Annotated in this window: 17 protein-coding genes and 1 pseudogene; 13 read left to right on the top strand and 5 right to left on the bottom strand. The window is 72.8% G+C overall.

The features are described from left to right. Positions 1-39: 39 nt before the first annotated feature. From AC3AGO_RS09610 to AC3AGO_RS09590, 5 genes are all read left to right on the top strand, one after another. On the top strand, positions 40-846 hold the full coding sequence (locus AC3AGO_RS09610; RefSeq protein WP_487819728.1) for an ABC transporter permease: 807 nt from the start codon (positions 40-42) through the stop codon (positions 844-846). A 26-nt stretch (positions 847-872) separates the two neighbouring features. Then, positions 873-2,522: an ABC transporter ATP-binding protein gene (locus tag AC3AGO_RS09605; RefSeq protein WP_487824591.1), complete on the top strand. Its 1,650-nt coding sequence runs from the start codon at positions 873-875 to the stop codon at positions 2,520-2,522. Between the two features lie 134 nt (positions 2,523-2,656). Continuing rightward, positions 2,657-2,818, top strand: a complete 162-nt coding sequence (locus AC3AGO_RS09600; RefSeq protein WP_487819727.1) for a hypothetical protein — start codon at positions 2,657-2,659, stop codon at positions 2,816-2,818. Between the two features lie 109 nt (positions 2,819-2,927). Then, positions 2,928-3,338, top strand: coding sequence for a hypothetical protein (locus AC3AGO_RS09595; RefSeq protein ID WP_487819726.1), 411 nt, complete (start codon positions 2,928-2,930; stop codon positions 3,336-3,338). Next, positions 3,335-5,488, top strand: coding sequence for a tetratricopeptide repeat protein (locus AC3AGO_RS09590; protein ID WP_487819725.1), 2,154 nt, complete (start codon positions 3,335-3,337; stop codon positions 5,486-5,488). The genes AC3AGO_RS09595 and AC3AGO_RS09590 overlap by 4 nt, the downstream gene beginning before the upstream one ends. A 205-nt stretch (positions 5,489-5,693) precedes the next feature. On the opposite strand, the gene AC3AGO_RS09585 is transcribed toward AC3AGO_RS09590, so the two are convergent. Next, positions 5,694-7,370, bottom strand: coding sequence for a PucR family transcriptional regulator (locus AC3AGO_RS09585; RefSeq protein ID WP_487819724.1), 1,677 nt, complete (start codon positions 7,368-7,370; stop codon positions 5,694-5,696). A 411-nt stretch (positions 7,371-7,781) separates the two neighbouring features. Between AC3AGO_RS09585 and AC3AGO_RS09580 the strand changes: the two genes are divergently transcribed. The 5 genes from AC3AGO_RS09580 (at position 7,782) to AC3AGO_RS09560 (ending at position 14,659) form a co-directional block, all read left to right on the top strand. Next, entirely contained in the window at positions 7,782-8,684 is a 903-nt protein-coding gene (locus tag AC3AGO_RS09580) for an FAD binding domain-containing protein (protein ID WP_487819723.1), read from the top strand. Next, positions 8,675-9,298, top strand: a complete 624-nt coding sequence (locus AC3AGO_RS09575; protein ID WP_487819722.1) for a (2Fe-2S)-binding protein — start codon at positions 8,675-8,677, stop codon at positions 9,296-9,298. The genes AC3AGO_RS09580 and AC3AGO_RS09575 overlap by 10 nt, the downstream gene beginning before the upstream one ends. Position 9,299: 1 nt before the next feature. After that, complete coding sequence (pucD, locus tag AC3AGO_RS09570) at positions 9,300-11,690, top strand: xanthine dehydrogenase subunit D (RefSeq protein ID WP_487819721.1); 2,391 nt, start codon at positions 9,300-9,302, stop codon at positions 11,688-11,690. Between the two features lie 192 nt (positions 11,691-11,882). Further along, a complete protein-coding gene (locus AC3AGO_RS09565; RefSeq protein WP_487819720.1) occupies positions 11,883-13,364 on the top strand; it encodes an NCS2 family permease in 1,482 nt (493 codons plus the stop codon). A 140-nt stretch (positions 13,365-13,504) separates the two neighbouring features. Next, positions 13,505-14,659 carry an XdhC family protein gene (locus AC3AGO_RS09560; RefSeq protein ID WP_487819719.1) on the top strand — a complete coding sequence of 385 codons (1,155 nt, stop codon included), beginning with the start codon at positions 13,505-13,507 and terminating at the stop codon, positions 14,657-14,659. Between the two features lie 35 nt (positions 14,660-14,694). Here the strand turns inward: AC3AGO_RS09560 and AC3AGO_RS09555 are convergent, their stop codons facing one another. Continuing rightward, entirely contained in the window at positions 14,695-15,687 is a 993-nt protein-coding gene (locus tag AC3AGO_RS09555; protein WP_487819718.1) for an ArsR/SmtB family transcription factor, read from the bottom strand. 227 nt (positions 15,688-15,914) lie between these two features. Here AC3AGO_RS09555 and AC3AGO_RS09550 point away from each other — a divergent pair, with 227 nt between their 5' ends. Both AC3AGO_RS09550 and AC3AGO_RS09545 read left to right on the top strand, forming a co-directional pair. Next, a complete protein-coding gene (locus AC3AGO_RS09550; RefSeq protein ID WP_487819717.1) occupies positions 15,915-17,747 on the top strand; it encodes a helix-turn-helix domain-containing protein in 1,833 nt (610 codons plus the stop codon). Positions 17,748-17,919: 172 nt separating this feature from the next. Further along, a complete protein-coding gene (locus tag AC3AGO_RS09545; protein ID WP_487819716.1) occupies positions 17,920-18,453 on the top strand; it encodes a hypothetical protein in 534 nt (177 codons plus the stop codon). Positions 18,454-18,543: 90 nt separating this feature from the next. On the opposite strand, the gene AC3AGO_RS09540 is transcribed toward AC3AGO_RS09545, so the two are convergent. Further along, positions 18,544-19,263, bottom strand: coding sequence for a class I SAM-dependent methyltransferase (locus tag AC3AGO_RS09540; protein WP_487819715.1), 720 nt, complete (start codon positions 19,261-19,263; stop codon positions 18,544-18,546). Positions 19,264-19,600: 337 nt separating this feature from the next. Next, entirely contained in the window at positions 19,601-20,653 is a 1,053-nt protein-coding gene (locus AC3AGO_RS09535) for an endonuclease/exonuclease/phosphatase family protein (protein WP_487819714.1), read from the bottom strand. Positions 20,654-20,847: 194 nt separating this feature from the next. Between AC3AGO_RS09535 and AC3AGO_RS09530 the strand changes: the two are divergent. Then, positions 20,848-21,480 (top strand): annotated as a pseudogene (locus tag AC3AGO_RS09530) (DNA glycosylase AlkZ-like family protein); the annotation flags it as partial. A gap of 178 nt (positions 21,481-21,658) precedes the next feature. Here AC3AGO_RS09530 and AC3AGO_RS09525 read toward each other — a convergent pair. Continuing rightward, positions 21,659-23,158, bottom strand: a complete 1,500-nt coding sequence (locus AC3AGO_RS09525; RefSeq protein ID WP_487819713.1) for an MFS transporter — start codon at positions 23,156-23,158, stop codon at positions 21,659-21,661. Positions 23,159-23,195 lie beyond the last annotated feature (37 nt).

The raw sequence follows: 23,195 nt of genomic DNA, 5'->3' as shown, positions 1-23,195 counted from the left end.
ACAGTGCAGCCCCTTCGTACAGTGCGGACCCTTCGTACAGTGCGCCCCGGTCGCACCCTGCTCGGGCTGCTGATCGTGGCGGTGCCGCTCGTACTGGCCCTGGCCGGGCCCCTGTTGGCCGGCCCGCCGGGACCGCGTGCTGCCTCCTTCCTGCCCGGCGGCGGCCACGGACTCGGCACCGACTTCATGGGGCGGGACGTCTGGCGGCAGGTGCTGCTCGGCGGACAGTCCGTCGTGCTGACGGCCCTCGCGGCGACCCTCCTGGCGTACGTGTGCGCCCTGCCGCTCGGCTGCGCGGCGGCGCTCACCCGGCACGCGCGTGTCGAAGAGCTGCTGATGCGCCCGCTGGACGTACTGCTGGCCGTTCCGTCGCTGCTGATGGTGCTGCTGGTCGCCACCGTGTTCGCGCCCGGGCCCGTCGGACTGGCCGTCCTCGTCGCCCTGGTGAACGTGCCGGACACCGCGCGCATCGTACGGGCCGCTGCCGCCGAGGCGGCCGCCCGTCCCGCCGTGGAGGCCCTGCGCATGCAGGGCGAGAGCCGGACGCGCATCGCCCTGGGGTACGTGGGCCGTTCAGCACTGCGGACGCTCGTCGCGGACGCGGGCGTACGGATGACGGGCGCGCTCTATCTGGTCGCCACAGCGGCCTTCCTGGGTGTCGGTGTGGCACCGGACGCGGCCGACTGGGCCGTGATGGTCGACAGGAACCGCACCGGGCTGTTCCTGCAGCCATGGGCCGTCGTGGTGCCCGCGGCGCTCATCGTGGCGCTGTCCATGGGCACGAATCTGCTGTTCGACGCGGCACTCGCGCGCAAGCGCGGGGCGAGGGAGGTGAGCCCCGCGTGAGCGAGGGAGGAACGGGCGAGTACGCGATGGACGCGTACCCGGCGGACAGGACGGACACGGCGAACACGGCGGACCCGACGGGCGAGTACGCGGCGGAGATCGCCGGCCTGCGGATCGAGACCGGTACGGGGGAGGGCCGCCGGGCCCTCGTCGACGGGGTGTCACTGCGGCTGCGCGCGGGCGCCGTCACAGGGCTCGTCGGCGCGTCCGGCAGCGGCAAGACCACCACGGGGCTCGCCCTCCTCGGCGAACACCCGGCGGGCGCCCGGGTGGAGGGCGAGGTGCACGTACGCGGCGGCGGGCCGGTCGGCTACGTGCCGCAGCACCCGGCCGCGGCCCTGAACCCGGTGCGCAGGGTGGGGGCGCTGCTCGGCGACATCGCACGGCGGCAGGTGCGGTCCCTGCCGCGCCGGGAGCGCCGTGCGGCGGCGCACGCCCGTGTGCTGCGCGCGTTGGAGGCCGCCCAACTGCCGGACGGCGAGGAGCTGTTGCGCCGCCACCCGCATCAGCTGTCCGGCGGCCAGCAGCAGCGTGTCGTGCTCGCCCAGGCACTGCTGCTCGGCGCGCAGGTCGTCGTCGCCGACGAACCCACCACAGGACAGGACGCGCTCACCAAACGGCGCATCGTCGCCGAGCTCGCCGCCGTCGCCCGGCAGGGCATCGCCGTCCTGCTGCTCAGCCACGACCTCGACGTCGTCCGCGAACTGGCCGACGAGACGGTCGTGCTGCACGAGGGGCGCGTGGTCGAGTCCGGGCCCACACGGCAGCTCTTCGCCGCGCCCGCACAGGACCGTACGCGCGAACTCCTCGCGGCCGGGCCGGACATGGTGCCGGACGCACCCGCGCGCGGAGCCGCACCCCACGACGGTACGGGGGAGCTGTCCGTACGGATCGCGGCGGCCCGCTACCGGGACCGGAGCTCGCGTCCCTCCGCAGGGGGCTCCGCAGGGGGCACCGTCACCGCGCTGAACGACGTCACGCTGACCGCGGCGACAGGGGAGTGCCTCGCACTGGTGGGCCGCTCCGGCAGCGGCAAGACCACACTCGGCCGCTGTCTGGCCGGACTGCACCGCGACTGGGACGGCACCGTCTCGCTGGACGGTGAGCCGCTGCCGCACAGCCTGCGCAACCGGACGCCCGCCCAATTGGCCGCCGTGCAGTACGTGTTCCAGGACGCCCGCGCGTCCTTCGACGAACACAGGACTGTCCTCGCCCAGACGGCACGTACCGCCGTACGGCTGCGGGGCATCGGCGCCGACGAAGCCGAGGACGAGGCCCGTACGGTGCTCGCCCGGGTGGGCCTCGACGCGGCACTGTGCGCACGCCGGCCCGCGCTGCTGTCCGGCGGGGAGCTCCAACGGGCCGCACTGGCACGCGCGTTGCTGGCCCGACCCCGCGTACTGGTCTGCGACGAGATCACCTCCGGCCTGGACGCCGTCACCCGGCGCGCAGTCCTCACACTGCTGACGGACCTGCGTACCGAACGCGAGGAGACGTCCCTCGTTCTCATCACCCACGATCTCGACACGGCGGCCCTCGCGCACCGTGTCGCCGTGCTCGACGAGGGACACGTCGTCGAACAGGGCGCGGCGTCGCGCGTGTTGACGGACCCGGAGCACCCGTTCACCGCGTCCCTGGTGGCCGCGTCCCGCTGGGAGGCGCCCACGCGGACGTAAGGGTTCCGGGGCCTCCGCGTCCAGCGCGCAGGCCCGCGCACAGAAGAGCGCAGGGATGTGCGCCCGTCGCACACTCGCGGGGCAGAGGAAGAGTGCTCTGTACGAACTGTCGTCCGTATGGCCACGCTGTATGTGTGCCCACTGCAGCGAGGGAGGCGGAGACCGTGAACGACGAGCACGGCATACCAGGCGGACGGACGACCACACGCGGAACCACGGTGGCCATGGTGGTGCTGACCGTCCTCACCGTGCTGTTCGCGCTCATCGCGCTCTGGTCCCTGCTCGCCCCCAGCTGAAGCGGCATGCGCAACTGGAGCCCGCCGCGCACCGGTTGGCGTCGACTCGGGCCGTTGGCTGACCTAGGGTGAAGGCCGAGGCACCGACGGAATCTGACGCGGGGGCAGGGTGGATCCGGAAATCGCCGCACTGGCGGGTACGGCAGGGACGACGCTCGTCACATTGCTCACCACCGAGGCGTGGGAGAGCGCCCGGGACCGGTTCGTCGCCCTGTGGCGCCGGGCCCGCCCTGACCGGGCCGACAGCGTGGCCGCCGAAGTGGAGGCCACCCGCGGCGATCTGCTCGCGGCCCGGGACGCCGGGGACGAGGAGGCCGCCGTCGAGCTCGGCGCCGAATGGCAGGGCCGCGTACGGCGCCTGCTGGCCGCCCGGCCCGACGTCGCCGGTGAACTGCGCGACATCCTCGACGAGTTGACGCCGCCCGGGCAGCCGGGGCCGGCTGTGCACCAGCAGGCCAGCGCGTCCGGCTCGTCCCGCGTGTACCAGGCGGGGCGCGACATCCACCTCGGTCCGCGATGACCGGCGGACGCTACGACGGCCGCGCCGAAGGACAGGGCCGCGTCTACCAGACCGCCGGCGACCAGCACATCGTCGAACAGCACTACCACGGCGAAGGCCACGGCTGGTCCGGGACGGACTCCGTACGCCGTCCCGCCGTCGGCCGCGCCCCCGTGACGCTGCGGGACCGCCACGAACTGATGGACCGGCTGCGGGCTGTCGTCGCCGAGGCGTCCGGCGGACAGGTCTACGTGCTGCACGGGCTCGGCGGCTGCGGCAAGACAGCCGTCGCCTACACCCTCTTCGACTACGCGACGGGCGCGTGCGACAGGCTCGGCCTGTGGGTCAACGCCTCCGACCCCGCGTCGCTGCGCTCCGGCATGCTGGCCGTCGCGGCGGACCGCGGCGCCGGCGAGGGTGAACTGCAGGCGGCACGAAGCGGGTTGCGGGCCGCCGCCGATCTGGTGTGGGACTACCTCGACGCGTCCGACCGGCCGTGGTTCCTGGTCCTCGACAACGCCGACGAGCCGTCCGTGCTGCGCGACGGCGGCTGGCTGCGGACCAGTCCGCGCGGCACCGTCATGGTGACGAGCCGCCAGGCGGCCCGGCACTGGTGGCCCGGCGCGGAACTGCTGCACGTCGGTGTGCTCCCCCGGGACGAGGCCGCGCGCGTCCTGTGCGACCTGGCGCCGGACGCCGGTACGGAGGAGGAGGCGGCGGAAGTCGCCGACCGCCTGGGCCGGTTGCCGCTGGCCCTGACCCTGGCCGGCGGGTTCCTGTCCCACCAGGTGATCTCCCCGTGGACGATGGCCGAGTACGGCCGGAACCTGGAGGGCGGGGGCGGCTCCGGCGGCGACTCCATCGACCTGCTCGACCAGGGCGCGATCTCCGCCGCGTACGGGTCGGACTCCCGTCATCTGGTCAGCCGCACCTGGGAGCTGTCCCTCAACGCCCTCGTCGACCAGGGCCTCCCCGAGGCCGTCACCCTCCTCCGGCTCCTCTCCTGCTGGGCGGGCGACCCGCTGCCGCTGTCCCTCCTCGGCGGCGCCGACCTCGGGCCCCAACTCCCGCCGCACCGCGTGGAGACGGCGCTGCGGGGGCTCCTCGACCAGTCGCTGACCTCCGTGACCACCGGCACGCCCCGGTGTCTGCGTACGCACGGCGTCCTGCTCGACAGCGTCGCCCGCGGCACACCCGACGACCAGCGCGAACAGCTCGCCGCGACAGCCGCCCGCCTCCTCCTCGGCACGCTCCCCGAGGTCCCCCAACGCGGCCCGTACGACCCGTCCCTGGCGCTTCTCGTGCCACACGCGACGGCACTCCTGCGGCGGGCCGTACGGGGCACGGCCGTGAGCGGGGCGACGGTGGAGACGGCGGCGGAATGCGTGTGCAGGCTTGCCACGGCCCTGCACCGGACCGGCGACTACGCCGCCGCGCTCGGCCTGTTGGAGCAGGGGAGGGAGCTCGCACAGCAGCGGCTCGGCGTGGATCACCCCTGGGTGCTGCGGATGCGCCACCGCCAGGGCCGTGCCGTCTTCCGGCTCGGTCGCTTCCCCGTGGCCGAGGACATGTGCCGCCCGCTGCTGGCCGACTGCGAGCGGGTGTTCGGCGAGGACGGCGCCGAAACGGCCGACGTCCGCGCGCATCTGGCCCTTGTCCTGTGGCAGCTCGACCGCACGCCGGAAGCCGTGCCGCTGCTGCGGCGTGCCGAGTCCGTACGGGCCGCGGTGCTCGGCCCCGTCCACCCGCTGACGTTGAACGCCAGGGCGAACAAGCTCGAGGTGTTCACCGGCGCGGACCTGGAGGCGGAGGTGGCGGAGGGTCCCGGACTGCTCGAGGACTGCCACCGCGAACTGGGCCCGGACCACTCGATCACGCTGGCGAGCGAGCTGAACTACGCGAACGCGCTGTACCGGTGCGGGCGCCGTACGGAGGCCCTGCCGCGGGCGCGGAGCGCGTTCGAGGCGCACGGCTCCCGTTTCGGGGCGGACTTCCCCGTGACCCTCGCGGCCCGCTCGCTGCTGAGCATGGCGCTCTGGGAAACAGGCGAGCGTGAAGAGGCCCTCGGCCACGTGGAATCCGTACTCGAGGGCCGCACCCGGGTCCTCGGCCCGGACCACCCCTTCACACGCCTGGCCGCACAACAGCTGGCCACCTACCGGGAGTTCTGAGGCCCGCGCACCCGGCCACATGGCCGAGGCCGCCGAGGCCCGCGCGCGGGCGAGCGGCGGACGGCGGCCCGTGCGCCCCAACTCGCCCGCCCCGCGCGCCCTGCGGCGCCCCAACGCGCCCGGTCCCCCTCGCCGGCCGGCGGCATCACGCGTGCACATCCCGCATGCCTCGGCTCATTTGCGGCGCCCCGCGCGCCGCCCCGCGTCAGCTCATCCGCAGCGCCAGGAAGAAGTCCAGCTTGTCCTCCAGGCGGGACAGGTCGCGGCCCGTCAGTTGTTCGATGCGGCCCACGCGGTAGCGGAGCGTGTTGACGTGGAGGTGGAGTTTGCCGGCGCAGCGGGTCCAGGAGCCGTCGGAGGAGAGGAACGCCTCGAGGGTGGGGACGAGTTCGGCGCGGTGGCGGCGGTCGTAGTCGCGCAGCGGGTCCAGGAGGCGGGCGGTGAAGGCGCGGCGTACGTCGTCCGGGACGAAGGGGAGCAGCAGCACGTGGGACGCGAGCTCCTCGTGGCCCGCGGCGCACACGCTGCCGGAGCGGGCCGCGGCGACACGGCGGGCGTGCCGGGCCTCTTCCAGCGCGCCCCGCAGGCCCTCCGCGGAGTGCACGGCGGCGCTGACGCCGACCGTCAGCCGGCCGTCGTCGGCGAGGCCCCGCTCCAGCGGATCGCGGAGTGAGGCGAGCAGCGTGTCCGCCTCGAGGCCCTCCGAGCTGTCGTGCGGTGCGTCCTCCGAGGCGACGGCGGGGAGCGGGACGAGCGCGACGGCCTCGTCGCCGGTGTGCGCGACGGCGATGCGGTCGGAGGCGTCGCTGCCCGACGTACGGGGGTCGACGAGGGTCTCCTCCAGGAGCGACTGGGCGACGGGGCCGCCCTCGATGTCGCTGCCCTGCCATTCGACGCGGGCGACGACGACCTGCCAGTGGGGCGCCGTACCGAGGCCGGGCAGCAGCACGGGCGCCGCGACGCGCAGCCGGGCGGCGATCTCGGCGGGCGGGGCGCCGGACTGTACGAGTTCCAGCACTTCCTGGGCGAGCCGGCGCCGTACCGTGCGGGAGGCGTCCCTGCGGTCGCGTTCGACGGCGATCAGCTGGGTGACGCCGTGCAGCAGATCCATGCGTTCCGCGGGCCAGTCGCCCGCGTCGGCCTGCACGGCCAACAGCCAGTCGGACAGCACCGTTTCGCGGATGTCGCGCTGTTCGCCCTCCGGCGAGACGGTGCTGCGGATGGGGAACAGGGAGTACGTGGTGCCGTCGGCGGTCGTACGGTGCGGGCTGCGCCGGTCGGTGCGGACGGCCGCCAGGTGCTCGCCGGCGAGCCGGGACCGTACGTCAGCGGGCAGCTCTCCCGCGCCTGCCGCGCCCGCGACGGCGCGCCCCGTGGGGGAGAGCACCCACGCGGGCATGTCCAGGTCGGAGCCCAGCAGGTCGAGGACGACGTCCGGGCCGCCGCCCGTGGGGCCCGGGGACATCAGACGGCGGTGCCGGTCCACGACGGCGGCCAGATCGCCGGCCCGTTCCGTGGACACCTGCCGCACCACGTGCTCGGTGATCGTGGCGAAGGCGACGTCCTCGGTGACGGAGAACAGCGGCAGCCGGTGCCGGGCGCAGGCGAGCCGCAGATCGTCCGGTACGGGGCCCATCTCGGCCTCGCCGGCGGCCAGTCCGGCCACTCCGGCGGCGGCGAGGATCCGTACGAACGGTTCGGAGTCGTCGGGGGAGCGGCGCCAGGCGAGGCCGGTGAGGACCAGTTCGCCGCCGGACAGATAGCGGCTCGGGTCCCGCAGATCGGTGGTCATGACGCCCCGTACGGTGCGGTCGAGCTCGTCCTCGCCGCCCAGGAGCCGGAGGCCGAGTCCGTCGGTCTCCAGCAGTGCGCGCAGCCGCATCGTCGGTGCCCCGTTTCTTCTCGTGCCGCCGGCCGTGCCGGTCGGCTGTGCCGTCGTGCCTGTCGTACGTGCCTGTCGTACGTGTCTCTCGTACGTGCCTGTCGTACGTGTCCGTCGTGCGTGCGTGTCCGTCGTGCGTGTCCGTGTGCCGTCGTGCTTCCGTACGGGCCCGGCCCGCACCCACCGGTTACCGCGGCGGGGTATGCCGCCTGTTGCCGGTGGAATGCCGCGAGGTTTCTGTTCCCGCGCTTTCGTCTGAATCTACAAGACCCGCTCCCGGGCCAGCCAAACGCTTCATGGTTTCGGTGACTGCACCAGTCGGCGCACGGCTCGGTGTACTGAGGTCACATCGCGTGAACAGGACATGAAATCCCCCACGGACCCGAGCCCCGCAGCGAATCGAGAGACACCATGGAGTTCCTGCGCCCCGCCAGCTGGGAGGAGGCGCTCGCCGCGAAGGCCGAGCACCCCACAGCTGTACCCATCGCGGGTGGCACAGACGTCATGGTCGAGATCAACTTCGACCATCGCCGTCCGGACTACCTGCTGGACCTGAATCGTGTCGCCGAGCTGCACGACTGGGAGACGGACGCGGAGACGGTGCGGCTCGGAGCCTGCGTCCCGTACACGCGGATCATCGAGGACCTCCGCGCCGAGCTGCCGGGCCTGGCCCGCGCCGGGCACACCGTCGGTTCGCCGCAGATCCGCAACCGCGGCAGCGTCGGCGGCAACCTCGGCGCGGCCTCCCCGGCGGGCGACTCGCACCCGGCGCTGCTGTCCGCCGGCACCGAGGTCGAGGCGGTGTCCGTGCGCGGGGCGCGCCGCATCCCCATTGAGGACTTCTTCACCGGAGTGAAGCGCAACGCGCTCGCCGAGGACGAGCTGATCCGCACGGTGCACATCAAGAAGGCCGGCGGACCGCAGCAGTTCTCGAAGATCGGCACCCGGAACGCCATGGTCATCGCGGTCTGCGCGTTCGGCATCGCCCTGCACCCCGCGACCCGCACGGTGAAGGCCGGCGTCGGCTCCGCCGGGCCGACCCCCTTCCGCCCGAAGGCCGCCGAGGAGTTCCTGACCGGGGCCCTGGACGAGGGCGGGTTCTGGGACAGCGGCCGCGTCATCACACCGTCCGTCGCCAAGCAGTTCGCCGAGCTGTGCTCCGCCGCCTGCAACCCCATCGACGACGTGCGCGGCACCGCCAAGTACCGCCGGCACGCCGTCGGCGTGATGGCACGCCGCACGCTCGGCTGGGTCTGGGAGGACTACCGCGGTGGCGGGGGACGTATCAGCGAAGGGGGAGCACGATGCGCGTGACGTTCACCGTCAACGGGCGGCAGCACGAGGCCGACGACGTGTGGGAGGGCGAGTCCCTGCTGTACGTACTGCGCGAGCGGATGGGCCTGCCCGGCTCCAAGAACGCCTGTGAACAGGGCGAGTGCGGCTCCTGCACGGTCCGCCTCGACGGCGAGCCCGTGTGCGCCTGCCTGGTCGCCGCAGGGCAGGTGGAGGGCCGCGAGGTCGTCACCGTCGAGGGGCTCGCCGCGCACGCCCGGCAGCGTGCGGAAGGCGGCTGCGCCACCGGCGCCTGCGGTACGTCGGCCGCCGCCGAACAGCAGTGGGAGCCCAGGCCCCGGTCCGGGCCCCAGTCCACAACGGGCTCCAAGCCGACCGCGGACACGGACGCCGAACTGTCGCCCGTACAGCAGGCGTTCATCGACGCGGGCGCCGTCCAGTGCGGCTTCTGCACCCCCGGCCTGCTGGTCGCCGCCGACGAACTGATCGAGCGGAACGCGGAGCCGTCCGACGCCGACATCCGCGAGGCCCTGTCGGGCAATCTGTGCCGCTGCACGGGCTACGAGAAGATCCTGGACGCCGTACGGCTTGCCGCCGCGCGCGGCGACGGCCCCAGGCCGGAAGAGGTGGTCTGAGATGGCCGGAGCAACCCGTACGCCCACCGCCATCACCCAGGGCAGCCGCACCAGGGGCGGCATCGGCGAGTCCACGCTGCGCCCCGACGGCACCCTCAAGGTGACCGGCGAGTTCGCCTACTCGTCCGACCTGTGGCACGAGGACATGCTGTGGGGCTTCACGCTGCGCAGCCCGTACGCGCACGCCGAGATCCGCTCCGTCGACGTCGCCGAGGCGCTGAAGACCCCCGGCGTGTACTCGGTCATGACGTACGACGACCTCCCCGCGAAGACCCACTTCGGGCTGGAGATCCACGACCAGCCGGTGCTCGCAAAGGACCGGGTGCGCTACCACGGCGAGGCCGTGGCCATCGTCGCCGCCGACCACCCGGAGACCGCCCGCCGCGCAGCCATGAAGATCCGGGTGGACTACGCCGAACTGCCCGCCGTGCACGACGAGGAGACCGCGACCGGCGAGGGCGCCACCCTGCTGCACCCGGGCCGGGACGACCACCACGCGCCGCACGCCCCGCACCCGAACGTCGTCCACCGGCAGCCCGTGAAGCGCGGTGACGTCGCCGCGGCCCGGGAGCGCGCCGACGTCGTCGTCCGGCACGACTACGAAGTGGGCATGCAGGACCAGGCGTTCCTCGGCCCCGAGTCCGGCCTCGCCGTACCGGCCGAGGACGGCGGCATCGACCTCTACATCGCCACCCAGTGGCTGCACGTCGACCGCGACCAGCTCGCCCCTGTCCTCGGCCTCCCCGCCGACAAGGTGCGGCTGACCCTCTCGGGCGTCGGAGGCGCCTTCGGCGCCCGGGAGGATCTCTCCATGCAGGCACACGCGTGTCTGCTGGCGATGACCACCGGCAAGCCAGTGAAGATCGTCTACAACCGGTACGAGTCCTTCTTCGGCCACGTGCACCGGCACCCCGCCAAGCTCACCTACGAGCACGGCGCCACGAAGGACGGCCAACTCCTCTACATGACCTGCCGGATCGTGCTCGACGGCGGCGCCTACGCGTCCTCGTCCCCGGCGGTCGTCGGCAACGCGGCCTCGCTGGCGGTCGGTCCGTACGAGGTCGGGAACGTCGACATCGAGGCGCTCGCCCTCTACACCAACAACCCGCCCTGCGGCGCCATGCGCGGCTTCGGCGCCGTCCAGGCGTGCTTCGCCTACGAGTCGCAGATGGACAGGCTCGCCGAGGCCCTGGACATGGACCCGGTCGAACTGCGGCAGAAGAACGCCATGTCGCAGGGTTCGCTCATGCCGACGGGCCAGGAAGTCGACTCGCCCGCGCCCGTCGCGGAGATCCTGCGGCGCGTCAAGTCGATGCCGATGCCGCCCGAGAAGCAGTGGGAGACCAGCGAGGGCGACGGGACCGAGGCCGACGTACGGGCGCTGCCCGGCGGACTGTCCAACACCACACACGGCGAAGGTGTCGTACGCGGCGTCGGCTACGCCGTCGGCATCAAGAACGTCGGCTTCTCCGAGGGCTTCGACGACTATTCGACCGCCCGGGTGCGCCTGGAAGCCGTCAACGGCGAACCCGTGGCCCTCGTGCACACCGCCATGGCGGAGGTCGGCCAGGGCGGCGTCACCGTGCACGCGCAGATCGCCCGTACGGAACTCGGCGTCACCAACGTCACCATCCACCCCGCCGACACCCAGGTCGGCTCCGCGGGGTCCACCTCCGCCTCCCGGCAGACCTATATGACGGGCGGCGCCGTACGGCACACCTGCGAGGCCGTACGGGAGAAGGTCCTGGAGCTCGGCCGCGCCAGGTTCGGCTCGTACCACCCGGCGTGGGCGCGTGCCGAACTGCTGCTGGAGGGCGGCAAGGTCGTCACCGACGGCGGTGAGGTGCTGGCGTCGCTCGCCGACGTACTGGACGGCGAATCCGTCGACATCGAGAAGGAGTTCAGGCACCGGCCCACCGAGGCCTTCGACCTGGAGACCGGACAGGGCTTCGGGCACGTGCAGTACAGCTTCGCGGCGCACCGCGCCGTCGTCGAGGTCGACACCGAACTCGGCCTGGTCAAGGTCATCGAACTGGCCTGCGCCCAGGACGTCGGCAAGGCCCTCAACCCGCTGTCCGTCGTCGGCCAGATCCAGGGCGGCAGCACCCAGGGCCTCGGTCTCGCCGTCATGGAGGAGATCGTCGTCGACCCGTCGTCGATGGTGCGCAACCCGTCCTTCACCGACTATCTGATCCCCACCATCCTCGACACGCCCACCATCCCGGTGGACGTCCTCGAACTCGCCGACGAGCACGCCCCGTACGGGCTGCGCGGCGTCGGTGAGGCGCCGACCCTCTCGTCGACGCCGGCCGTCGTCTCGGCCATCCGCAACGCGACGGGCCTCGCGCTACGGCGCGTACCGGTCCGTCCGGAGCATCTGACCGGCATGTAGGACGCCGGTCCACGAACCCTCCGGGCGGGGCGTACCGGAACGTCACTCCTCGCCCCGCCCGGAGTTCATACCGCGCTGCCCTCTCCCACAGGCCGCGCAACAGCCGTTCGCCTCGGGCCGTCCCCCGGGTCGTGCATTCCCAAATCGCCGCCGTCCGGCGGAGTGCCCCTATGAACCTTGGGAGCCAGCACCATGACCCAGTCACAAGTGGAGCCGGAGACCTCGGCGGAGGACGCGGGCCCCGGCTCGCGCATCCCCGCCGGGCGATCCTGGCTCGACCGCTACTTCCACATCTCCGACAGAGGATCGACCGTCGGTCGTGAAGTACGCGGCGGCATCACCACGTTCATGGCGATGGCCTACATCGTCCTGCTCAACCCGGTCATCCTGTCCGTCCCCGACGTCTCCAAGGCGACCCTCGACGCCGGGCAGGTGACCACGGCGACCGCCTTCGCGGCGGCCGCCACCACCATCGTGATGGGCATCGTCGGCAACGTGCCGCTCGCTCTCGCCGCGGGGCTCAGCGTCTCCGCCGTCCTCGCCTTCCAGGTCGCACCGGAAATGACCTGGGGCAACGCGTTCGGCATGTGCGTCATCTACGGCGCCATCATCATCCTGCTCGTCGTCACCGGGCTGCGGCGCCTCATCATGGACGCCATCCCGCTGGCCATGAAGCACGCCATCACCATGGGCATCGGCCTGTTCGTGACCCTCATCGGCCTCGTCCAGGCCGGGTTCGTCACCAGCATGCCCGGGCCGGGCGGCGTCGCGGGCGAGAAGCCCATCCAGCTCGGCACCGCCGACATGCTGACCGGCTGGCCTGTCGCCTGTTTCGCGTTCACCGTGCTGCTCATCTTCATGCTGCAGGTACGCAAGGTGCCCGGCGCCATCCTCATCGGCATCATCGGCGGCACCGTCTTCGCCGCGCTGGTGCACCAGTTGGGCGGCCTCGACAAGAAGGACTGGGGCGGCCGCAACGCTCCCGAGATCACCGGCAGTGTCGTCAGCACCCCGGACTTCGGGCTGCTCGGCAAGGTGTCCTTCGGCGGCATCGCCGACGTCGGCGCCGTCACCGTCGGCGTCATCGTCTTCACCCTCGTCCTCGCTGGGTTCTTCGACGCCATCGGCACCATCATCGGCATCGGCCAGCAGGCGAATCTGGCCGACAAGGACGGCAAGATGCCGGGCCTCAACAAGGCCCTCGCCATCGACGGCGCCGGCGGCGTCGCCGGCGGGATCGCCGGCGCGTCGGGCCAGACCGTGTTCGTCGAGTCCACGGCCGGCGTCGGCGACGGGGCCCGTACCGGCTTCGCCAGCGTGATCACCGGACTGGGCTTCGCGCTCTGCCTGTTCTTCACACCGCTCGCGCAGGTCATCCCGACACAGGTCGCGGCCGCCGCGCTCGTCGTCATCGGCTCGATGATGATGACGAACGCACGGCACATCGACTGGAACGACCCGTCGGTCTCCATCCCGGTGTTCCTGACCACCGTGCTGATGCCGTTCACGTACTCCATCACCGCGGGCATCGCGGCGGGCTGCATCACCTACGTCCTGATCAAGGCCGTACAGGGCAAGTGGCGCGATCCGGGATGGCTGATGTGGGGACTGTCCGTGGTCTTCCTCATCTATTTCGCGCTCAGTCCGATCGAGGGCTGGCTCGGCGCGAAGTAGCCCCGGCGGGCTGCCGTGCGGTCCTGGGGTCCGGGCGGTCCCCGGGGGTGCCGGGAGGCCCTTCGGGTGCCGAATAGCACGGGGAGTGCCCGGGACCCCGGTTACGCTGCTGTTCACGGCTTAACCGTAAGGAGCATCCGATGCTGGACATCGCTGCCGAACTGCACCGTTGGTGCGAGGAGGGACGCGACTTCGCCGTGGCCACCGTGGTGGCCGTCGGCGGCAGCGCGCCCCGGCAGCCCGGTGCCGCCCTCGCCGTCGACGCGGACGGCGAGGCGGTCGGCAGCGTGTCCGGCGGATGTGTGGAGGGCGCGGTGTACGAACTGTGCCAGGAGGCGCTGTCCGCGGGCGCTCCGGTCACGGAGCGGTTCGGCTACAGCGACGAGGACGCCTTCGCCGTCGGACTGACCTGCGGCGGTGTCATAGACGTCCTCGTCGTACCCGTACGGGCCGACGCGCCCGTACGGGAGACCGTCGCCCGTGCGGTGGCCGCCGCCTCACAGGGGGAGACAGCGGCGCTCGTACGGGTCGCCGAAGGGCCGCAACACCTGCTCGGCGGCACCGTGTTGGTGCGCGACGACGGCTCGTGGGACGGCACCCTGGGCGGCCACCCCGTGCTGGACGGCACCGCGGCGGCGGAGGCGCGGGCCCTCCTCGACGCGGGCCGCACGGCCACGGTGACGGTCGGCGAGGAGGGCAGCCGCTGCGGCAGCCCCGTCACGCTGCTCGTCGAATCCCGGGTGCCGGCACCGCGGATGCTGGTGTTCGGCGCCATCGACTTCGCCGCCGCGCTGGTACGGGCAGGACGGTTCCTCGGCTACCGCGTCACCGTGTGCGACGCCCGCCCCGTGTTCGCGACGGCCGCGCGGTTCCCCGACGCCGACGAGGTCGTCGTCGAGTGGCCGCACCGCTATCTCGACGGCCGGCAGGACGCGTTGGACTCCCGTACGGCCGTGTGCGTGCTCACCCACGACACCAAATTCGACGTGCCGCTGCTGGAGCGGGCCCTGCGGATGCCCGTCGCCTACGTGGGCGCCATGGGCTCGCGCCGCACCCACGAGGACCGGCTGCGCCGGCTGCGGGACGCGGGCCTCACCGAACCCGAACTGGCCCGGCTGCACTCGCCGATCGGCCTCGACCTGGGCGCACGCACCCCGGAGGAGACGGCCCTGTCCATCGCCGCCGAGATCGTCGCCAGCCGGAACGGCGGCACGGGCGTCTCCCTGACAGGGGCGCACACCCCCATCCACCACGAGCACCGCACCCCCTCGGGGCACATCGGATCGGTGGCCTGACCCGGCTCGGTGGCCTGACCCCTCGCGCTGCCCGGTCATCCGCCCGCCCGGAGGGCCGGCACCCGTGGGCGGCCCTCGCCGTGCAGCAGGGCCAGGCCCACCGGAGTGAGCGCGTGGTGCACGGAGTTGTGCCGGCGCGTGCTGAAGATGAGCCCCGCGCCGCGCAGCACCGCCGCGTGCTCGCTGGCCGAGGAGAGCGACACCCCCGCGCGGCGGGCCAGTTCACTCGTGCTGCAGTCGCCGCCCAGCGACTGCAGCACGGCCGCCCTCGTGTGACCCAACAGGCGTGCGAGGTCCAGCGCCTGGTCCCCGGCCGGTTCCGGCGCCACGGACCGCGCCGGGTAGACGAGCGTCGGCGGCAGCGCCGGATCGGCCAGGGCGACCGGTGTACGCCGGCAGAAGTACGAGGGGATGAGCAGCAACCCCCGCCCCTCCAGCCGCAGTTCGGACTCCACCGGATAGTCCGCCTCCAGTACGGGCGGTCTCCAGCGGATACCGGGCCCGAAGGTACGGAGCATCGCCTCCGTACCGCCGCGCCACTGCGTCCGGGCCCGCAGGGCGCGGTCCCCCTCGGTACGGGCACGGACACACTGCCAGGACGGTGCGAGGGCGCCGCGCTGGTACAGGCGCAGCGCCTCCCCGAGCCGGCGCAGCGCCGCGGGCTCCCCCTCACCGAGGGAACGGAGCCACGGCGTCACCGGCCGACCCTCGGTCAACCGGCCGATCTGGGCGTGCAGTTCACCTTTTCGGGTGGACATCATGGCGTCCAGTCCGGTCTCGAATCCGGCCATCCCCTCGGGCGGGGTCAGAAAGTCCGGGAAGTAGCCCCGTACGGGCACCAGCGGCAGCAGCAGCCGCAGCGCCTCCGCACCCGTCCGCTCCACGTACCGGAGCCGGTCGCCCAGCGCCGGGTCGACGATCCCCTCCCGCAGCTGATGCAGGCTCAGAACGGTCTCCCAGAGCGGATCGGGACCGTCAGCGATCCGGGTGCGGGCCAGGTCGGCGGCCGAGAAGTACACACGCAGCATGAGTTCGCTTCCCCCGTCGTGCAGGTGGCCGGCGCAGGTGCCGGCCAGGCTCAACGACGGTGCTGTGCCGGGTTCGCGCGTGGCAAGAAGCGGGCGCCGGGATGGGACGGAGGGACGCCGGAACGCCCCCCGGCTGCTACTTTCTGCCCAGTGCGGGACGGATGGGACATGCGTCCCGCGCCGGGGGAGTCGGGGGAAGCAGGGGATGGGATGCCATGCCGTCGGGGATGCCTGAGCCGTCCGAACTGGCCGAGTTGCTGGAGGAACTGAAGGTACGCAGCGGCCGCAGCTATACGGCGCTCGCCCGCCGTACCGGCCTGAGCCGCTCCACGCTGCACCGCTACTGCCAGGGCTGCACGGTCCCCGGCAGCTTCGGCACGGTGGAACGGGTGGCCCGCGTCTGCGGGGCCGGCCCCGCGGAACTGGACCGCCTGTACCGGGCCTGGGCCCGGGAGACGGCGGGGGCCGCGGGAGAGCCGGGGCCTGCCGAACCGGGCGCGGAAACGGTCACCCGGCCGGAGCCGGGGGCCGGTGCGAGCCCTGGCGCGCATCCGCGGACAGACGCCAAGCCGGGCCCACACGCGGAACCGAACGCGCGGGCGGGGCACGGGAGTTCGCCGCCCGACGCAGCCCCTGTCGCCGACTCCGCGGCCCCCGACTCCGCGGTTCCCGAGCCCGCCACGCCCGTCCCGTGGTGGCTGCCGCGTGGCCGGGCCCGGCTGCGTACGGCAGTCCTGCTGCTGGTCGTCTCCGCGGTCGTCGTGGCCGCCGTCCTCACGGGCCGGGAGGGCCGGGGCGGCGCGGGCGGGGAGGCCGCGACGGGGGAGGGCGGTGTACGGGGCGGCACCGCGAGCTCCCGGCCCGGACAGGACGTACGGGGCCCGCAATGGGCCCTCGCACCCCGCACCGTCCCGGCCGCGTTCTTCGGCTTCACCATGAACACCGACACCGGCGCCATGCCGGGTTTCAGGGCCGGCTCCGTCCGGCTGTGGCACAGCAACACCGAATGGCCGGCCCTGGAGCCGAAGCGCGGACAGTACGACTGGACGGTCCTGGAACGGATGGTGCGCGGAGCCGAACGGGCCCACCTGCCCGTCCTGTTGACGCTCGGCGGCACACCCCGCTGGGCGGCACCGCACGGCCCCCGCTCCGTACACGACAGCTCCTCGTCCTCGCCGCCGGACGACCTCGACGACTGGGACCGGTACGTCGAGGCGACCGCGACGCGCTATCGCGGCCGCATCGAGGCGTACGAGCTGTGGGACTACCCCAACCACCGGATCATGTGGACGGGCAGCGTACGGACCCTCGCGGAGATGGTCCGGCGCGCCTCGAAGATCATCCGCCGTGCCGACCCCGCCGCGCAGGTCGTCTGTCCCTCCTTCGGCCAGCTGTGGGAGCGCAAGGGCCGGGAGCTGTACCGGGAGTTCGTACGGACGGGCGGGCTGGACAGCTGTGACGCCGCCGCGCTGAAGCTGCCGCCGCGCCGGGCCGAGGGGCGGCCCGAGGAGATCATCGAACTCGCCGTGAGCGTACGGCGTCTCCTCTACCAGGAGGGCCGGGCCGAGGTACCGCTGTGGAACACCGGCACCGACTGGAACGTCACCGTCGCCCCGCGGCTCGACGCCCGCCGCGCCCGCGACTACGGGGTGCGCTTCTATCTGGCGGGCCTCTACAGCAGGCACTTCTGGGTGCGGCGGATGTACTTCTACAGCTGGGGCAGCACCGACACCCCCGTGGTCGTGCAGCCGGCCGGCGGCGCGCCGACGGAGGCCGGACGCCGCATCGGACGGCTCCGGACGTGGCTCGACGGCGCCCGGATCACCTCCTGCGGCAACGGGGCCCAACTGGGCCTCCCGAACGGCGCGTACGTCTGCCGCTTCGAGCGGAAGGGCCACCGGCTGACCATCTGCTGGACCGCATCCGGGCAGGCCCGGATGCCCCTGGACGACGGCGCGTACCGGCTGCGCCGCATGGACGGCAGCTCAGCCCCCGTACGGGCCGGTGACCGCATCACGTTCGGCGAGGAGCCGCTGATGGTCGAACACCGCGCGGGATGAGGCGCGGCCGGTGACCGTTCTCCGTCCTCTGCGATGACGGTTTCCGTCCCGGTGGTGACGGTTTCGGTCCCGCCCGAAACACCTCTCTGCCTGCCCGGCCCCGCTGCCAACGTGAACGCGTCAACGGGGATGCGCCACCCCGACCACGTGGCGCAGAGCGGAGAGTTCAACCGTGATCGCAACGAAGCAGGCACTCGTCGGAGTGACCACCGCCGCACTGCTGACCACCGGCGGCGTCACCGCGTCAGCGGCCCAGCCAGCCGACGGTGCGTCACCGCGTGCCGCCGCCGGTACCGCGGCACAGGGCGGCCAGGCCGCGCTCGGCAAGACGGTCAAGGCGAAGGCGAACTCCAAGTACGCCTACGCGTCCGCCACGTTCAAGTTCAAGGGGCAGAACCGCACCAGCCGCGTCAAGCTCTATGTGGACGACAAGCTGTGCGACAGGTACGACGCCTTCTCCTTCGTCCAGTACAAGCTGAAGAGGGGCGACGACGTGTGGGTGCGCGACGGTGAGTCCCGCCTGTGGGACACCTCGTGCGACACCAAGGGGACCAAGAAGAAGACCGGGGCCATCAAGACCTCGTACCTCCTGCTGGGCGTTCGCGTGGTGGCCTGCAAGAACAACGTGACCGGCAGCGGGGACACCTGCAAGAAGGGCAAGTGGAAGAAGAACACCGAACTGCGGGGGACGGCTCCGGGGCGGTAAGCCGTCCCGGCGGATCCCGCCGGACAGGGCGCCTCTTCCGTGCGTACGCGGGAGGGGCGCCTCGCCGTGCCGGTGCCCGGCGGTTGTGCGTCAGATTTTGCGGCAGACGAACTCGCCGTGCGTGGGCCGCGGGAAGTCCCGCGACACGATCTCGAACCCGGCGCGGGTCAGCATGCCGGCCAGCACCCAGTCGTACGTGGAGAACTCCTCCCGTACGTGCGTCGCGAAGGTGCCCCGCGTGAACCCGGTCGTGCCGGCCGCGTCCAGCCACTCCTCGACGCGCGCGTCCGCCTCCTCCGGAGGGAACGTGAAGATGACATCCCACAGGTAGAACAGGCCGCCGGGGCGCAGCAGTTGAGCCGCGTTCAGCAGGGCCTGCTGCTTGAAGAAGTCCGGCAGCTGATGCAGCGCCGACTTGGTCGTGACGACGTCGGCGGTGCCGGCCGTGTGCTCGTAGTCCAGGAACCCGGCGTGATGCCAGTGCACCGTGACGCCCTGCCGCGCGGACGCGCGCTGCGCGTGCGCCAGCATCTCCTTCGACACGTCGACCCCGTGCACCTCGGCGCCGCGCAGCGCGGCCCGTACGGCGAACGCGCCCGTCCCGCAGGCGAGATCGACCACGCGCACGGGTTCCGGGGCGTCCGCCCGTACGCCGAGACGGTCCAGCAGACGGTCGTCGGCGCCGGGATCCGTCCCCTGGCTCCGGTCGTACGCCGCCACCGCGTCGGCCGTCCCCAACTCCACCCCCACGGGGCTGTACTCGGCGAACGACCAGTCGGGGCGGGGTGCGGCGCTCTCGGAGTACGGCATGCGGTTGTTGATACAGCGGGGGGTGGGGGTGCCGCAAGAGCGCGTTGGCGCTCGCGCTGTGCGGGGTGCTGTGGTGCGGGGCTGCTGTGGGGTGCGGGGCTCATGTGCGGGGGTGGGGCGGGGCGCTCCGGGTGACCCCGGGACGCATGATTTACGGGCCGCGCCCCCTGCCATGTTCGGGCTGGGCCCTCATTGGCTGTGCACGGCCCGAAAATCACGCTCTATTGTCCCGGGGCGCACCCTGCGCGCCCCACCCCACCCGCGGCCAAGAGCCGCGGGTGGGGTGGGGGTGGGGAAGGGCTGTGGGGTACCGGCACTCGCGCTCCTTGAGCGCCCGTCAGAAGAGGCGGACGTCCGCCAGCAGCGCCCGGTGGTCCGTGCCCGTGAAGTCGAGGAAGCGGGTCTCGACGGCTGTCAGCGGGTCGCTCAGGAGGACGTGATCGATCTGCGCGCCCAGCGTCGGCGCGGTGTCCGAGGGCCAGGACGGCGTACGGGACTGGCCCGTCAGCCGCGCCGCGTCGTGCATGCCGGTGTCCAGGATCGAGCGGAACGCGGCATGGTCCTGCGAGGAGTTGAAGTCGCCCGCCATGACGGTCGGCGTGTCACCGCGCCCCGCCGCGTACGTGCGGAGCTTGTCCAGTTCGGAGTGCCACACGCCCAGCGACTCCCGCGTCGGCGGCATCGGATGCACCACCTGGACGCGTACGGAGCGGCCCGCCACGTCGGCTACCGCCCCCGGCATCTCCATCTGGCCGCGCACCGTGCGCTCGCTGCGCAGCGGATACACGCTGAGCAGCGCCGAACCGGTCGCCGTGTGGGTCCGGTCCGCTCCGGCGATGATCCGGTACGGGTAGGCCTCGCGCAGCGGCCCGCTCCGCAGTGCCTCCGCGCAGCGCGTGTCGCACTCCTGCACCGCGACCAGCTGCGGACGTTCCCGCTGTACGGCCTTCACCAGCGCGTCCGTCGCCCCGCCGAACTGCACGTTCGACGTGAGGATCCGGAACCGCGCGGCGGAGGGCCGCTCCTCGGCGCCGGGCGGCGCGTCGGACCCGTACGGGCGGAGGAACCACCCCGTCGCCGCCAGCGCCCCCACCGCGCACACCACGAGCAGCCACCGCCGGCCCAGCGCCCCGATCAGCAGCGCCAGCCATCCGGGGACGAGGAACCACGGGAGGAACGCGAGGAGTTGCGGTACGGGCGTCGGCCCGTCCGCGTCGGCCGCGCGGACGGACAGCGGGACCGCGAGCCCGGCCACCATCAGCCACGCGCACCAGGAGAGCAGCCGCGGCCGGCGCGCGGGACGCGCCCCGCGGTCCGCCGCGCGGTCCGCCGCGCGTTTGCCGCCGGTCGGCGGCCGCAGTCCGTGGTGGCTCTCTTCCCCCGTCAGCACACACCCGATGGTGCCTCATTCGTCCCGCGCGCCGGATGAACGACCCACCCTGGAAGCCCATTTGACCCCCAACACCCCCATTCCGGCCACGGAATGTCCGGTACCGGGCGCCTGCGCCTGCGGCGCCTGCGTCACCGACCGCGCCCCCACCCAGCTCGGGCACACCTCGCGCTCGGCGGTCATATGGTGACCGCATGACGCGGAGTCTCACAGTGCGGGAGTTGAGCCGGGCGACTCTGGAGCGGCAGCTTCTGTCGCGGCGGGCGCCGATGGGGGCCGCGGAAGCGGTCAAGCATCTGGTGGGGCTGCAGACTCAGGTGCCGGGGAACCATTTCACCGCTCTGTGGTCCCGGCTGGAGGACTTCGGTGCCGAGGACTTCTCGCGGCGGTTCGCTGAGCGGGAGTTCGTACGGCTGTCGCTGCTGCGCTGCACCCTGCACACCGTCACGGCGCGGGACTGTCTGACCCTGCGGCCCCTGCTGGAGCCCCCGCACCGGCGGCTGGCGAAGACCTTCGCGAACAAGCTGCCCGGTGTCGGCATGGACGCCGCCGCGCGGCGCGCACGGGAGCTGGTGGAGGAAGAGCCGCGCACCTTCCAGGAGTTGGGGAAGGCGCTGGCGCAGCAGTGGCCGGACGCCGACCCGCAGACCCTCGCGCTGGCCGTACGGCAGCTGCTGCCGCTCGTGCAGGTGCCGCCCCGCGGACTGTGGCGGGAGAGCTCGGCGGCCCGGCACACCACCGCCGAACTGTGGCTCGGCGCGCCCCTGGACACCGGCGGCACCGTGGACCGGCTGGTGCTGCGCTATCTGGCCGCGTTCGGGCCCGCGAGCGTGCAGGCAGCGTACGGAGGCGACCCTCACGCTCCGGGCGTTCGCGCCGCTGCCCCGCGCCCGCCGTACGGAGCTGGAGGAGGAGGGCGCCGCGCTGCTCGCCTTCCACGCGCCGGGCGCCCGGCACGACGTGCGGTGGGGCCCGGCCGAGGAGTGAAGACGGGCAACCGCGCCCTCAACGCCCCACGGACGGCGGGCTGTCGGGCGCGGGCGCGGCCGGGGAGCCGGTCGTCATGCCGCAGAACCCGGACGCCACCCGCTCCGCCGTGGCGGTCGCCCGCCGCCCCGTGGTCAGCACCCCGAGCAGCAGCACCGCGGCCCCGCACCCCGTGATGATCCACCAGCCCGCCGCGTCGGACCCCGAGGAGATCGCCGCGCCGATGACGGCGACGCCCAGCGCGGAGCCGACCTGACGGCTCGTGGAGGCGATGCCCGCCGCGACGCCTGCCTGCGAGCGGGGCATGCCGGACACGGCGGAGTTGGTGATCGGCGCGTTGACCAGCCCGAAGCCGATGCCGAACAGCACGTACGAGGTGAACAGCACGGGGTCGGAGCCCTCCGCGTCGAACGCGGCGAACAGCACGCCGCTCGCCGTCATCGTCGCGCCCGCCAGGATCAGCGGCAGCCGCGGCCCGCGGGTGCCGACAAGGTGTCCCGAGAGGGGTGCGCAGAGGCCCGTCATCGCGGCCATCGGCAGCAGGTGGAGGCCCGCTTCGAAGGCGGACAGGCCGCGGGTGTTCTGCAGATAGAGGGTGTTGAGGAACAGGAAGCCGGCCAGCGCCCCGAACGAGGTGACCGCGGTGAGCGTCGCCCCGCTGAACGGGATGCTGCGGAAGAAGTGCGGGTCGATGAGGGGTTCGGCGCGGCGGCGTTCGTACGGGACGAGGACGGCCAGCGCGCACACGCTGACGGCGAAGCAGGTGAGGATCAGCGGCGACGTCCAGCCGCCGTGCGTGGTTCCGCCGCCCTCGATGATGCCGAAGGTGAGGGAGCCCAGGACGAGGATGACCAGCACCTGTCCGACGGGGTCGAGCTTGCGGGCCTTCGGCGCGCGGGACTCGGGGACGAACAGCGCGGTGAGGACGAGCGCGGCGATGCCGATGGGCAGGTTGAGCCAGAAGATGGCCCGCCAGCCGACGGTGGTGACCAGCCCGCCGCCGAGGATCGGGCCGAGCGCCATGGAGAGCCCGACGACGGCGCCCCAGACGCCGATGGCGCGGGCGCGTTCCTTCGGCTCCGTGAAGGTGTTGGTGATGATCGACATGGCGACGGGGTTGAGCATCGAGCCGCCGACGGCCTGGACGGCCCGGAATCCGATGAGCCAGTCCAGGCCGGGTGCCAGCGCGCACAGCAGCGAGCCGAGGGTGAACAGCACGAGGCCGGTCTGGAAGATCCGCCGCCGGCCGAGCCGGTCGGCCGTCGAACCGGACAGCATCAGGAACGACGCGAGGACGAGGGTGTAGGCGTCGATGACCCACTGAAGGCCCGAGACGGAGGCGTGCAGTTCGTGCTGGAGCACGGGCAGCGCCACGTTCAGCGCGGTGTTGTCCAGGGACACGATCAGCAGGCTCATACAGCAGATCCCGAGGACGAGCAGCCGCCGCCGGTGGGTCATTCCGCCCCCGTCGCTGTCGGAGAGGGGGCCGGGGGAGGAGCGGGGTATGTCTGCCGTCATGCCGTACAGGATCCCGCGCGGGGCCGCGCGGCCGCAC

This window comes from Streptomyces sp. BL1, from assembly GCF_057628045.1.
The sequence above is the reverse complement of the archived record's forward strand: the minus strand, read 5'-3'. Positions and strand labels throughout refer to the sequence as shown.